General features: G+C 62.3%; 13 protein-coding genes. 1 reads left to right on the forward strand and 12 read right to left on the reverse strand.

Annotation, left to right across the window (positions count from 1 at the left end):
- The first annotated feature begins 86 nt into the window (after positions 1–86).
- Positions 87–947 carry an AraC family transcriptional regulator gene (locus FXB41_RS02770; protein ID WP_187435289.1) on the forward strand — a complete coding sequence of 287 codons (861 nt, stop codon included), beginning with the start codon at positions 87–89 and terminating at the stop codon, positions 945–947.
- Between the two features lie 72 nt (positions 948–1,019).
- Here FXB41_RS02770 and FXB41_RS02775 read toward each other — a convergent pair whose 3' ends face one another.
- The 12 genes from FXB41_RS02775 to FXB41_RS02830 all read right to left on the reverse strand — a co-directional run bounded on the left by FXB41_RS02775 (position 1,020) and on the right by FXB41_RS02830 (position 12,349).
- Entirely contained in the window at positions 1,020–2,243 is a 1,224-nt protein-coding gene (locus FXB41_RS02775; RefSeq protein ID WP_219679313.1) for an ABC transporter substrate-binding protein, read from the reverse strand.
- Positions 2,244–2,318: 75 nt separating this feature from the next.
- Complete coding sequence (locus FXB41_RS02780; RefSeq protein WP_007594447.1) at positions 2,319–4,184, reverse strand: AMP-dependent synthetase/ligase; 1,866 nt, start codon at positions 4,182–4,184, stop codon at positions 2,319–2,321.
- 1 nt (position 4,185) lies between these two features.
- Positions 4,186–4,965, reverse strand: coding sequence for an enoyl-CoA hydratase/isomerase family protein (locus FXB41_RS02785; RefSeq protein ID WP_007594449.1), 780 nt, complete (start codon positions 4,963–4,965; stop codon positions 4,186–4,188).
- A 16-nt stretch (positions 4,966–4,981) separates the two neighbouring features.
- Positions 4,982–6,115 carry an LLM class flavin-dependent oxidoreductase gene (locus FXB41_RS02790; RefSeq protein ID WP_007594451.1) on the reverse strand — a complete coding sequence of 378 codons (1,134 nt, stop codon included), beginning with the start codon at positions 6,113–6,115 and terminating at the stop codon, positions 4,982–4,984.
- Between the two features lie 167 nt (positions 6,116–6,282).
- Positions 6,283–7,074, reverse strand: coding sequence for a creatininase family protein (locus FXB41_RS02795; protein WP_007594454.1), 792 nt, complete (start codon positions 7,072–7,074; stop codon positions 6,283–6,285).
- A gap of 4 nt (positions 7,075–7,078) precedes the next feature.
- Positions 7,079–7,843, reverse strand: coding sequence for an enoyl-CoA hydratase/isomerase family protein (locus tag FXB41_RS02800; RefSeq protein ID WP_148754957.1), 765 nt, complete (start codon positions 7,841–7,843; stop codon positions 7,079–7,081).
- Positions 7,844–7,948: 105 nt separating this feature from the next.
- On the reverse strand, positions 7,949–8,668 hold the full coding sequence (locus tag FXB41_RS02805; protein ID WP_007594456.1) for an ABC transporter ATP-binding protein: 720 nt from the start codon (positions 8,666–8,668) through the stop codon (positions 7,949–7,951).
- Entirely contained in the window at positions 8,661–9,386 is a 726-nt protein-coding gene (locus FXB41_RS02810; protein WP_007594457.1) for an ABC transporter ATP-binding protein, read from the reverse strand. The genes FXB41_RS02805 and FXB41_RS02810 overlap by 8 nt, the downstream gene beginning before the upstream one ends.
- Positions 9,383–10,414, reverse strand: a complete 1,032-nt coding sequence (locus FXB41_RS02815) for a branched-chain amino acid ABC transporter permease (protein WP_007594458.1) — start codon at positions 10,412–10,414, stop codon at positions 9,383–9,385. Before FXB41_RS02815 ends, FXB41_RS02810 begins: the two co-directional genes overlap by 4 nt.
- Complete coding sequence (locus tag FXB41_RS02820) at positions 10,398–11,408, reverse strand: branched-chain amino acid ABC transporter permease (RefSeq protein WP_246648543.1); 1,011 nt, start codon at positions 11,406–11,408, stop codon at positions 10,398–10,400. Before FXB41_RS02820 ends, FXB41_RS02815 begins: the two co-directional genes overlap by 17 nt.
- A complete protein-coding gene (locus FXB41_RS02825; protein WP_246648545.1) occupies positions 11,381–11,839 on the reverse strand; it encodes a flavin reductase family protein in 459 nt (152 codons plus the stop codon). Before FXB41_RS02825 ends, FXB41_RS02820 begins: the two co-directional genes overlap by 28 nt.
- A gap of 156 nt (positions 11,840–11,995) precedes the next feature.
- Positions 11,996–12,349 (reverse strand): VOC family protein, encoded by a 354-nt coding sequence (locus tag FXB41_RS02830; RefSeq protein WP_007594462.1) that lies wholly within the window; start codon positions 12,347–12,349, stop codon positions 11,996–11,998.
- Positions 12,350–12,895: the final 546 nt, after the last annotated feature.

The following is a 12,895-nucleotide window of genomic DNA, read 5'->3' on the forward strand; positions in this document are numbered from 1 at the left end:
GACCTGACCTTTCAAAACAGCTAACCTCGGCTAGCAGCAGGATCTGCATCAAAGCTTGACCGACTTGACGAATTGGCAGGATTGAAATGCCGCCCGAGACCGAGTTCGATCGCGAATTTGCGCGAATGGATCTGCCCGATCTTCGGATCAACTATGATCCTGTCGATCCGGATCAGTTCGATCGTCCCGTCACTTCATTCTGTCTCGAAACCAGCAAAGACAACGACGATCTGCCGCTGCACTCACACCGCAAAGGCCAATTGGTCGTCGCATCTCATGGCTCGGTGATGTGCCGGGCGCCTGGCGGCTTGTGGATCGTGCCTCCGCAAGGCGCGGTATGGATCCCGGCCGGCGTGCAGCACAGCAATTGCGTGGCCGATTTCGGCAAACTCTACACCGTGTTCATCGATCCGCAGGTCAGCATGCTGCCGCGGACCTGCTGCACGCTGATGATCACGTCGCTGGTGCGCGAATTGATCCACCGTCTCTCGGTGTTCCCACCGCTCTATCCGCTGGAAGGACCAACCAGCCGTCTCGGCCGCGTTTTGCTCGACGAACTCGTGCAGATGTCGACAACGGATGAAATGTATCTGCCGATCTCCCCCGACGCCCGTCTTCAACACCTCGCGACCTCCTTGTTGAATAATCCGGGCGACCGCAGCACGATGGACGAAGTCGCCTCGCGCTACGCGATGAGCGAGAGTACGTTCGCACGCTTCATCGCCAAGGAAACAGGGATGACCTTCGGGCGCTGGCGCCAGCGTCTCCACATTCTGATCGCCATGCAACGCCTCACGGCGGGCACTTCGGTCCAGGCTGTGTCGCTCGAACTGGGCTACGAAACGCCCAGCGCATTCATCACGATGTTCAAGAAGACGATGGGAAAGAGCCCCCGCCGCTTCCTTGCCGAGCGGTCGCGCCTGATCAATTCGGACGGTTTGCCCTAGTTCGCACGTCCCTGCCTGAGCCTTTGACGACCGCGACCCCACGACGCTTTCGTGGGGCCGCCCGTAACGACGTCAGCGTTTGCTGTAAGGCGCAAGCGGATACTCGAGCGACACTTCCGCAATGGCCTTTGGAGCCACCACCCGCGGCCTGCCTTTCAAACCCTGCAGCATCACCATCGAACAGTGGATGTTCTGGCCGGTCTCGTCGAACTTGGTGTTGTCGCCGTACATCAGGATCGGCTTCATGTCGGTCTTCTTGAGCGCGCCGTGAATCGCCGCCGACTCCGGCGACGCCGCCCGCGTCACGGCGTCTGCGACGATCTGCACCGCCTCGAACGCGCAGCCCGCATTGGCATCGAACCAGTCATCCGGGTAGTCGGCCGCGAACATCTTCACGATCTTGTCGGTCTCGGCGCCCTTGGGATTGAGCCACAACGCCGACAGAATCGGACCGTCACCATACTTTCCGAGCGCGTCGTGATACGCCTTGTCCGACACGCCGTTGGAGTTGGGCGAAAACACCATCTTTGGGTCCCAGCCCTGCTTGATGCATTCGCGCGCGATCATGATCGCGTCGTTGACGCGCGTGACCGAGATCAAAGCATCGGCACCCGACGCTTTCGCCTTGGCGACCTCTACCGACAGATCCTTCGCTTTCTCGTCATAGGCAATGTACTGCGCGATCTTGAGCGGAACATCCACTTCCTTCCACGCCTGATCGATGCTGGCCGCCGTCGACTGCCCCATCGTGTTGTTGAGATGGAGAACGACCGCGCTGCTCGGCGGATCCTTCAGCGTGCCGAGCACGGACTTCAGCTCGGTCAGCGATTGCCGCACGATGGTCAGCGACGTGGGATAATAGCGGAACACCTGGGTGAAGCCCTGCGAAGTCACCTGGGTAGCGCTCGCGATGTGGACCACCATGGGCACCTTGGCGGCCTCGCAGGCCTGCAACGCCGAAATGGTGGCGCCGGAATCCCACGCGCCGATCAGCACGGTGCAGCCCTGCCGGATCAGGCTCTCGGCGGCAATCCGACCGTTCTCCGGACGGCTTTGCGTATCGGCGTGAACGATCTCGATGTCGAGGCCGAACTTCTCACGCGCGAATTTGACGCCGAGATCGATGCCGCGCACGCAGGCTTGACCGGGAAACGCCAGCACGCCGCTGCTGGGCATGATCGCTCCCACCTTCACCTTCGTGTTCGCCGCAAACGATGGCCTAGATACCAGGCCTGCCGCAATTCCCAATCCGCTTCCTACAATCGTCCGCCGCGTGATTCCGCTTCGCTTGGTCATCTCAATGTCCTGTTGCTAAGGGGTGAAATCTTTCTCGACTAGTGGTTTCGTACGTTTGAGGAGCGACCGCCGACGTCAAAGGCCCATCTCGGCCTTGATCAATTTCTCCTCGGATTCGTCGTAGAGCGACGCGATCAGCGACTGATAGCGCTCGTTGATCTGCTTGCGACGCTTCTTCCGCGTCGGCGTCATCACGCCGTTCTCGAGCGACAGCTCCTCCGGCAGAATGCGGAACGCCTTGATCTGCTCGGCTCGCGCCAGCCTTCCGTTGGCCTTGCCGATCTCCGCCTCGATCAGCCGGTTGACGATCTCGGAGCCTGCCAGGTCCGCGTAACTCGCGATCTTGTCGTCGCGCGACTTCGCCCAGTCCATTGTGGCGGTGGCATCCACTTCGATCAGGGCGGTGAGATATTTTCGCCCCTCGCCGATCACAGCCGCCTCGGAGATGAACGGGCTGTGCCTCAGCTCGTTTTCGATCTGAGTCGGGCTGATCGATTTGCCATTCGACGTGTTGATGATCTCCTTCTTCCGGTCGACAAGCTTGAAGGTTCCTTCCGGCGACACTTCGACGATGTCGCCGGTGTAGAGCCAGCCGTCGCGAAGCGCCGCTTTCGTCTCGTCCGGCTTGTTCCAATAGCCCGCGAACAATCCCGGTCCACGGACGATCATCTCGCCGTCCTGGAGCACGGCGGTTTCCCAGGCCGGATCCGGCAGAGGGACCCCGACGTTGCCGGCCTTCGGCCACTCCGCCATCTGCACCAGATTGGCACCGACCAGTTCGGTCTGGCCGTAGCACTCCTTGAGCTGCAAGCCCCACAACTGCCACAGCGACATCAGCTCCGACGGCATCGCCGCCGACGAGGTGAACGCGACCTTCAGCTCGTCGAAACCGACCTCCGCGAGCAGCGGTAGGAACACTTGCTCGCGGCAGGCCGCGAACAGTTTCGAGACGAAGGCATCCTCGTGGCCGCGCTGACGGTCTTCGAGCGCCCTGCGCGCGATCGTCATGGCGAGCGTGTAGTTCTGATCTCCCGCTTCCCCGGCGGGATGCACCTTGCTGAGGATCTGTGTCGCAAAGCGCTGGTAGAACCGCGGCGGCGCCATATAGTAGGTCGGCTTCACCTCTTTGATCGTCTGGGCGAAATCCGCGGTCGTCTCGCCGAAATATGGAACTGCGTCGGCAATCAGCGGCAACGTGGTTGCCTGCCCGCGCGCCACGGTGTGCGACATCGGCAAATGCACGACCACCCGGTGCTCCTCTTCGCGCATGCTGGGGCCGAACAGGGTGATGCAATGAACGCCGGCGAGAATGGAAAGGTGCGTCAGCATGGCGCCTTTGGGGTTTCCGGTCGTCCCGGACGTATAGCCGATGCTGACGACATCGGACGCCTTTGCTGTCGCGCTCTCCTTCTGCAGATAGTCATGCGCATCGACATCGAGTGCTCCAACAAAGTCGGCCAGCGACTTGATCGACGCCGAGGCCTCGCCGGTCCAATCCAGGTCGAGCACGATGATGCCGCGGAGCTGCTCGGCCCGACCGGAGGCGAGCACGATGCGAAGCTGCGGCTCCCCGCCGACGAACGCGAACTTCGCGCCTGAATCCGTGAAGCAGTAAGCCACTTCTTCGGGTGACGAGGTGAAGTACACGCCCACCATGACGCCGCCGGCGCACATCGTGGCCATGTCCGCGATCAGCCATTCCTCGGACGAATCGCCCATGATCGCGACCCGATCGCCGCGCTCGAGACCAGCACGCCGCAGCGCGCTGGCCAGGTTCACGACACGCTGCGCATAGGCGCCCCACGTCATGGCGGTCCAGGCGCCGTGACGCTTTTGTTGCAAGGCGATCTTGTCGGGCCGCTCCGCGAGTCGCGCGGCCAAAAGCTGCACGACGGTCGTATCCGCCAACTGGGCGCCGGATGTCATCTCAGCGACGTTCATCTCAGCGCTCCGCGAAACGCTTGCGCTTGGCTGCGAATGCGGCAACCGCCTCGGCCCGCTCGGGCGACTTGAACGTCAACATCTCCAGCGCCGCAGAGGTGTCGAGCAGCAGGTGGGCGTACTGCTTGATGATCTTGTTGACGCTGTACTTGGTCCACACGATCGATTCCTTCGGCCCGCTTGCCAGCAGTTCGGCGTATTCGATCGCGGCATCGAGAACGTTGCCGTCTGCGACCACCTCGTTGATCATGCCGATAGCAGCCGCTTTCTCGGCGGAGATGAATTCGCCGGTCATCAGATAGTGCTTCGCGCGTACCGGCCCCATCAGCAGCGGCCAGATCACCGCGCCGCCATCGCCCGCGACGACGCCGGCATTGACGTGCGTATCGGCGAAACGGGCTGTCGAGCTCGCATAGATCACGTCGCAGAACAGCGCGAGCGTGGCACCCAGGCCGACCGCGACACCGTTGACGGCCGCGACGATCGGCACTTCGACTTCCAGCATGTTGCGGATGAGGTGGCGACCGCTGCGCGTCGGGGACGGCAGCGTTCCCTTATCCAGCGACTTCTGATCGCCACCAGAGCAAAATCCGCGGCCCGCACCGGTGAGAACGATCGCGTTGACAGAACTGTCGTGATCCAGCTTGACGAAGACGTCTTCGAGCTCCTCGTGCATCTCCCAGTTGATCGCGTTGAGGATCTCCGGGCGGTTCATCGTGACGATCGCGACGCCAGTGGCGCGCTGCTCGACGATCAGGTACTTGTAGCCGTATTGCGACATTGATTTCACCGTTCGATTACTGCTTCTGGGTCCGCATCAGCCGGATCTGCCCGAGGATCTCCTCGGTCGGCCGCACGACATTGTTCCCGTCGTTGAAATGCGGGATGACGTAGCGACCGACCATGTCGATCGCCTCCATGATCTTTTCGTGCGGGACAGAGTCCATGTGCAGCAGCACCTCGTCGATACCCATGGCCTCGAACTTCTCGATCTGACGAATGACCGTATCGGGGCTGCCGCACACCGTCGTGGCCGACTCGTTGACCAGATAGTCCCAGTCGTTGGCGGCGCGCTCCATCGACGGCACGCTCTCCCCCATGTATTTGTAGTCGTCGGCAATCGCCGCGAGACGCGGATAGGCATCGGTCGAGATCTTGGCATAGTGCATTAGCGGGCCGGCATAATCTGCCTTGGCCTGCTCGTCCGTTTTCCCGATGCCGATGAACAGCGGAATGCCGATACGCGGACGCTGCAGCGGTCCCTCCGCGTCGCACTTCCAGTTCTTTTGATAGGCGTCGATCAGCTTCTGCTGAGCTTCCCAGCCCTGATAGATGTTGCTGCTCATCACGGCGAAGCCCTGCGAGGCCGCCCAGAGATGACTGCGCTCGCTGGTCGCCGCGATCCCGATCACCGGATGCGGCTTCTGCAGCGGCTTCGGAACCAGCTGGCGCGGAGGGATCTGGTAGTACTTGCCGTCAAACGTGAAAATGTCCTGGCGCATCGCCGTTTTCAGCAGCGCCAGTCCTTCTTCCATCTGCGCCAGCGTTTCATTCGGATCGACGTTGAACGCCCGCATCGCGATGGTGGTGTTGGCGCGGCCGCCGTAGAATTCCATGCGGCCGTTGGACAGGATGTCGGTCACGGCGAGCCGCTCGGCCGAACGCAAGGCGTGATTGATGCGCTGCGGCATCAGCGTCACCGCCGCGCGCAGCTTGACGCGCGACGTCACCGCGGCCAGATAGCCGAACACCACTTCGGGCGCCGAGCTCGAGATCCCGCCCAGTGCCACGTGCTGCTCGGAGAGCGCGACGCAGTCGAAGCCGACCTTCTCGGCCAGACGGACTTCGTCGACCAGTTCGTGAAGCCTGCGCGAGTAACTGTGGCCGACCTGGGTTTCCTGTTCAGACCAGAACCCAAACGTAAGTGCCATGTCTCAATCCTTTTAGCTTGCGAGATGGCACAGGGTTTCATAGGCGTGGCGATATTTTCGCCCGAAAGCCGCGTTGCGTAGTAACGCTTTCCGAATTTTATGCTGTCAGCATTCGCAACATGGCAGACGCCCCGGGAAGCTTCGCCACGCAGCGGACGGGCTGACCGTCAACGGCGGGCGCTAGCGGCTCCGGCCTCGCTATCGAAGGTCTTGATCAGCAACTCGGCGACCGCCGCGAGGCACGCTTCGCCGATGGCGTAGCTCGAGCCGATCGGACTTCCGATCACGCCGTTCTGCGAAACCGATCGGATGCCGTTCTTCCACATCAGCTCGAGATCAGCCTCCGACAAGCCGCCAAGATGGCCCACCTCGAAGCGGTCCGGTCTGACGCTGTCGGGCCTAATGACCATCATCAGCGACGTCTCGGCGATGTCGGCGTGCCCGCCGACGGCCGACACGTCTCCTCCGGCTTCGCGCACCGCATCGCGCCACGTGTCGATCCATTTCGTCGAGTCGAAGAACGCCAGGATCTCGACATCCGAGGGGACGGCCTCGCGCAAGCGACCGAGCATGTCCTTCAGGACCGGAAAATTGCCGATGTGACCCGAGTGAATCAGGATACGCTTGAAGCCGTGCCGCGCCAGGCTTGTGCAATAATCGACACAAATCGCTTCCAGCGTCTCCGGCCGTAGCGAGATCGTACCCGCGAATGGCAGATGGTGAGACGAGCAGCCGACCGTGATGGTCGGCGCCACCAGCGTGTTGCCGCGGCTGCGCGCGATCCGCTCGGCCAGAGCATCGGCATGATCCGCATCCATGCCCAAAGACAAATGCGGCCCATGCTGCTCGACGGCCCCCAGCGGGATCACTACCGTCGTGCACCCATCGGCCAGCGCCGCGGCGACTTCCTCGTGGCTCATCTGCTCCAGATAGATCTGATCGGGATATCCGCGCGTCATCGGCTCAGCCCTTACTGTTCTTCGACAAAAATCTCGCACGCGCGTTGGTTGAGCTCTCGGCTGTGACATAGGCATCGAGGTCGGCCACGGTCATTTTTTCGAGCGCCTGATCGCTCATTTGCGCGGTGAGGTTGAGCGATCGCTTGATGGCATGGAACAGCTTGCGGTCTTTCTGCCGCAACACGCCGCACACGTCTCGCGCACGGGACGCGACCTCCTCGGTCGGGACGATCTCATTCACGGCGCCGATCGCCACGGCGCGCTCCGCGCCGACGAGCTCGCCCCAGTAGAGCAGCTCTTGCGCCGCCCGCACGCCGAGCTTCTCGACGGCCCGGCGCATGCCTTTGGTCACCGGCAGCAGGCCATGGTTGATTTCCGGAAATCCAATCTTGCACACCGCATCGGCCACAACATAGTCCGCATGCAGCAGAAACTCCAGGGCGCCTCCGACCGCATAGCCGCGGACGGCGCAGACGATCGGGCCCGGATAGTTCTCCATCGCCACGAGGAGTTCGTGGAAGAACCGGATGCGCGGCCTCGCGACGTCGATCCCGACGACTTCCTTGATGTCGCCGCCTGCGCTGAAGAAGCGGTCGCCGCTTCCGGTGAGCACGATGCCGGGCGGATTCTCGTCGTCGGCAAGGCGCCGGATCGCCTCCAGCAACTCGACGATGAGTTGCGCATTCAGCGCATTGGCCGGCGGCCGGTTCATCGTGATCGTGACCAGGTCTTGATCACGCTCGATCAGGAGAGAAGTGGCAGTGTTCATCAATGAGACCCAAGCGAGAGGCGGCTGCAACAGCCGGGGAGCGGTGGACCGAACGGCGGCGCGACGAGAGCCGCAACGCCCGACGCCTCGCCGAGACGGCGCGCCTCACAATCCCAGATAGGCGCGCTGGACATCGGGGTTCTCGAGCAGATCGCGGCTAGATCCATGCAACACCACGGAGCCGTTCTCGAGCACATAGCCGCGGCTGCTCATCGCGAGCGACTTGGCGACATTCTGCTCGACGAGAAGGACCGTGATGCCCTGCTCGTTAAGGGATTTGACGACGCCGAACATCACATCGGTCAGTGCCGGCGACAGTCCGATCGACGGCTCGTCGAACATCACGATTTCTGGCTTCGACATGATCGCCCGACCGATCGCCAGCATCTGTTGCTCGCCGCCGGACAGCGTGCCGGCGAGCTGGTCGCGGCGCTCGCGAAGTCGCCCGAACAGCTGATAGACGGAATCAAGCGTATTTGCCAGGTCGTGCCTGGCCCGCTTCAGCGAGCCGCCGATCAGCAGATTGTCCTCGACGGAAAGCGCACTGAAGATCTGGCGGCCCTCGGCGACCTGAGCGATGCCCATTTCGCAGATGTCCCACGGCGGTCGCCGCGAGATTTCGACTCCGTTGATCCTGACGGAACCGCGCGACGACGGCACGATCCCCGCGATTGATCGGATCAGAGAGGTCTTGCCGGCGCCGTTGGCGCCGACCACGCAGATCAGTTCACCCTTGCCGATGCGGAGCGACACGCCGTTCAGCGCATTGGAGCCGTCATAAGCCACGCACAGGTCGTCGATTTCGAGAAGCGCGTCGTCAGGCATGGAAACCGGCTCCCAGATAACTTTCCAGCACCGCAGGATCCGCTACCACCTCTGACGGCTTGCCCTCGGCGATCTTGACGCCGTGGTGAAGCACCACCACGGTCGACGCCACTTCCATCACGATCCGCATCACGTGCTCGACCAGTAGGATCGTCAGTCCACTCTCGGCGAGCCGGTGCAGCACGCCGACGACGCCGGCCGCTTCGGTCGGACGCAGCCCCGCCATCACTTCGTCGAGCAGCAGCAACTTAGGGCGAGTCGAGAGCGCCTTCGCCATCTCGAGCATCTTGCGATCGGGCAACGTCAACTGATCCGTCCGGGCATTCGCCTTGCCGGCGAGCCCGACATTTTCGAGCGACTCATACGCCTTGTCCCGCGCCTCCTTGACGTTCGTCGTCCAACTGAAGGCGCCCACCATGGCATTCTCGAGCACCGACATATCTTTCATCGGCCGGACGATCTGGAAGGTGCGCGCAATGCCCATGCGGCACACCGCTTCGGGCGGCTCGCGCTCGAGCGAACACCCCTCGAACAACACCTGCCCGGCGGTCGGTCTCAGCGCCCCGGCGACGAGATTGAAGCAGGTGGTCTTGCCGGCGCCGTTCGGCCCGATCAGGGCGGTGATGCGGCCTGCCTGCAGTGAGAAGCTGACGTCATTGACCGCGACCAATCCAACGAACGCTTTGGTCAAGTTCTTCACTTCGAGCAGCGCGGTCATTCCTCGGCCTTCCGCAGTTGTGAGATCCGGCCGCGCGCCGGCAGCTGGATCGCCCCGTAGAGCCGGACGATCGCCGGCCAGATGCCGTCGGGCAGAAACCACACGACCAGGATCAGCACCGCCCCGTAGGCGACGCTGTTCAGTCCGGGGAGCCCCAGGCTGTCGCCGAGCGCCCCCATGGCGTGATGCAGCGGGATCGCGGCCATCGAGCCGACCAGCGGGCCGAATGCAGTGCCCAATCCGCCAACCACGGGGCCGATCAGGACATCGACCGAGATCGCCATGCCCATGATCGAATCCGGAAAGATCGCGCCCTGCACCAGGCCCAGGACGCCGCCGCCGATCGCGGCCGTCGCGGCCGATATCGAGACCACCAGCACCTTGTGGCGAAACGTCCGCACCCCCAGCGCGCGGGCGGCCTCGTCGTCGTCCCGCATCGCCCGCCAGACATAGCCCCAATAGGACCGCGAGATCAGCTCCGTTCCCGCGACGCCGATGGCCGCAAGCGCGAGCGCGACGAAGTAGTAAAACCGCGCGTCACCGCGCAGCATCCCGAGGTCCATCGTGCCGCTCGGCGCCTGATAGAACAGGCCCTGCATGCCGCCGACATAGTCCCACCCGCCGAACATGATCCGGGCGAATTCGGCGGCTGCGATCGTGAGCAGCGCGAAATAGATGCCACGGACCTCGAAGCGGAAGCTCAGCCACGCCAGCACCGCGCCGACGAAGCCCGCAATCACCGCGCCCAGCAGCAGACCGATCCACGGGGTGACGCCGTATTTAATGTTCAGGATCGCCACCGCATACGCACCGATTCCAACGAACAGCGCGTGACCGATGGATAGCTGCCCGCCGATCCCGAGCATCAGGTTCCACGATTGTCCCAGGAAGGTGAACAACAGGACGATCGTCAGAAGCGAGATGACGTAGGCGTTGGACATGCCACCCACCATGGCCAGGGCGGCGAAGACCAGAGCGCCGGCGCCCCAACGCTTGGTGTCGCTGGCTTGATCAGATGTCCTTTGCACCGAAAAACCCCCTCGGACGTAAAATCAGGATGATTATCAGGAGCGCGTAAGGGAGTGCAGTTTTCATCGACGGCGTGAACATCAAGGCCGCGATCGCTTCGGCGACTCCGATCGTCAGGCCGCCCAGAAGAGCGCCGCCGAAGCTGCCGAGACCGCCGACGATCACCGTCACGAAGGCCAGCAGCGTGAAGTCGACGGCGAGATAGGGTTGCGCATCGAACAGCGGCGAGATCAATGCGCCGGCGACGCCAGCGCAGGCGGCTCCGATGCCGAAGGTCACCGCATAGACCCGAGGGATATTAAGCCCGACCACCAGTCCGCCGAGTCGATTATTGGCGGCGCCCCGCAGCGATCGGCCGAATGCGGAGTACTTCAGATAGGCTCCCAGTGCGGCGATTAGCAGGCCGGCCGTAGCGGCCGCCTGGATGCGGGCCCAATCCAAGGTGAGCGGTCCCACGCTCACGGTCTGGAAGGACAGCTGAGACGCCGTCGGCCGCGGATCCGGACCGAACGACATCAGCAATACGCCGCTGAAAAGCAGTGAGAGGCCGATGAAGACGATAAACTGATAATGATGCGGCCGGTTGACGAACCGCTTCACGACGAGCGTCTCCAGCAGATAGCCGAACACGAACATGACGACCGCGGCGACCGCAGCGGCTAGAAAGATCGGGGCGTCCCAAATTCGAACGGTCCAGTATCCGATGTAGATCCCGAACACGACCATCTCGCCATGAGCGAAATTGACCACGCGCATGACGCCGAAGATGATCGTGAGACCGAGCGCGACGAGCCCGTAAACCAGTCCGATGAGCACCCCGCCGGCGATGACATTGAGCCAGAGCGACAGCATCAGCGACCGACCGCTGATGGATGCGCGATGGAAAGTCTTCGTCTTCCTTGCATGCTGATCGGCTCCATCTTGGCTGTAGCGGAAACGTAGCGGCGCCTGACGTCGTCTGTGTTTCAGACCGCCTTTGGCGCGGCGAAACATCCGTCGATGTAGACGAGCGACTCACATCCGGCTCTCGTGGTCTGAGCCACCACTTCTCCGGTGAAAATGGTGTGACTACTGTCGCTGTAAGCATTCACCACGCGGCAATCGAAGCTGCAGACCGCGCCGACCAGACTCGGTGCTCCGGTTTTGAGATCGCACCACAAACCGTCGCCGAAGCGGATATCGCCCTTGCTGCCGTCCTGCCCGGAAAACTTGAGCGCCAGATCGCGATGCTCGACCCCCAGAATATTCCAGCAGAACGACCGACTGCTGAGAATGGTGTCGTGCGCACCGGCAGATCGATTGACGCAAACCAGCACGCTGGGCGGAGCCGCCGACAGTGAGCAGCCCGCCGTCAGTGTCAGACCATGGCGGTTCGGCGCCCGGCCTGCCGTGACGATCGACACGGTGCCCGGCACGCTGCGCATTGCAGCGCGGAATGCTGCGGCATCGAGTGGGCTCGTTTCGGACAGCGGCGGTGTTGCGGACGGCATGGCTACGACCCTTGGATTCATGGGATGGATGCGCCCTCTTTGTCTGGTTGTGAGTCCGGGCATGCAGCGCTGCCCCGGTGAACGTCTGAGCTATCCGGCTGCTTGATAGAACTGGATGACGTTGCCGCCCGGATCCCGCACCTTCACCGCACGGCCGTGACTGGCCATGTCCCGAACTGCGCCGACTTGCGCCCCCATGGCTGCGGCACGCTCCATGGCGGCCTCGAGGTCATCGACATCGAAGACAAGAACGGCATCTTGCAGCTGGTCCGAGACCGACTCCGTCGGTCCGGCGACGCAGAACGCAGCCGCATCGCTCACGAACTGGATCCACTTGCCGGGGTCAGCGAAGCGCACCTTCAGACCCAGGCCTTCGTAGAACTCGGCCAGGCGTCCAGGATCGTTCGCTGTCAAATAGACTTGCTTCAGTTTCACGCTCGACATCCAAACCGTCGCTACCCAAGTGCGATCGTGGGTGGATAGTCGCCCGAGCCTCTCAGCATTACTGCTTGAACAACGCCTGTCACAGAAGCTTCATCAGCATTTTATGCTGTAACAACTTGTCGAGTCGCTAGATCCAACTCTGCATCCGGCCGATCTTTGCCATTTTCTGGTTGACGAGGGTGGGCGTCGTTGCTGCCGAACCTTTTGTCTCACGCAACGCCCGCGGCGTGGTCAGCGAAGTGGGACCAGGGCCACACGCGACGACAGGCGGTTGTACGAAACAGGGCAGCTCTCGACATCGAGCTCTGCTGCACATCCCGTCAAGTGACATGGGGAGCCAATCGATGGAGCGGCGGGCATTACATCTTGACCGAATCCGCGGATCAACGTCGGCCTGCATATCGCATAGGCAAAAAATGTATCAGAAGTAGGCAACTAACCTCCTGATCGCAATGCACAATGCGAAGGTTGACGGTTTTTCAATATAAGTCGATGATTTGTCGAAATCCCACAAGCGCAATTGCGGTTAGCTTTTACCACGCGATT

Origin of the sequence: Bradyrhizobium canariense (assembly GCF_019402665.1) — a bacterium.
In the GTDB taxonomy this organism is placed as follows: domain Bacteria; phylum Pseudomonadota; class Alphaproteobacteria; order Rhizobiales; family Xanthobacteraceae; genus Bradyrhizobium; species Bradyrhizobium canariense.

What these genes read in the sequence shown, in the direction of transcription:
- FXB41_RS02770 (WP_187435289.1), top strand. Translation starts at nt 87, where the DNA reads ATGCCGCCCGAGACCGAGTTCGATCGCGAATTTGCGCGAATGGATCTG.
- FXB41_RS02775 (WP_219679313.1), bottom strand. Translation starts at nt 2,243, where the DNA reads ATGACCAAGCGAAGCGGAATCACGCGGCGGACGATTGTAGGAAGCGGA.
- FXB41_RS02780 (WP_007594447.1), bottom strand. Translation starts at nt 4,184, where the DNA reads ATGAACGTCGCTGAGATGACATCCGGCGCCCAGTTGGCGGATACGACC.
- FXB41_RS02785 (WP_007594449.1), bottom strand. Translation starts at nt 4,965, where the DNA reads ATGTCGCAATACGGCTACAAGTACCTGATCGTCGAGCAGCGCGCCACT.
- FXB41_RS02790 (WP_007594451.1), bottom strand. Translation starts at nt 6,115, where the DNA reads ATGGCACTTACGTTTGGGTTCTGGTCTGAACAGGAAACCCAGGTCGGC.
- FXB41_RS02795 (WP_007594454.1), bottom strand. Translation starts at nt 7,074, where the DNA reads ATGACGCGCGGATATCCCGATCAGATCTATCTGGAGCAGATGAGCCAC.
- FXB41_RS02800 (WP_148754957.1), bottom strand. Translation starts at nt 7,843, where the DNA reads ATGAACACTGCCACTTCTCTCCTGATCGAGCGTGATCAAGACCTGGTC.
- FXB41_RS02805 (WP_007594456.1), bottom strand. Translation starts at nt 8,668, where the DNA reads ATGCCTGACGACGCGCTTCTCGAAATCGACGACCTGTGCGTGGCTTAT.
- FXB41_RS02810 (WP_007594457.1), bottom strand. Translation starts at nt 9,386, where the DNA reads ATGACCGCGCTGCTCGAAGTGAAGAACTTGACCAAAGCGTTCGTTGGA.
- FXB41_RS02820 (WP_246648543.1), bottom strand. Translation starts at nt 11,408, where the DNA reads ATGTTTCGCCGCGCCAAAGGCGGTCTGAAACACAGACGACGTCAGGCG.
- FXB41_RS02825 (WP_246648545.1), bottom strand. Translation starts at nt 11,839, where the DNA reads ATGCGCAGCGTGCCGGGCACCGTGTCGATCGTCACGGCAGGCCGGGCG.
- FXB41_RS02830 (WP_007594462.1), bottom strand. Translation starts at nt 12,349, where the DNA reads ATGTCGAGCGTGAAACTGAAGCAAGTCTATTTGACAGCGAACGATCCT.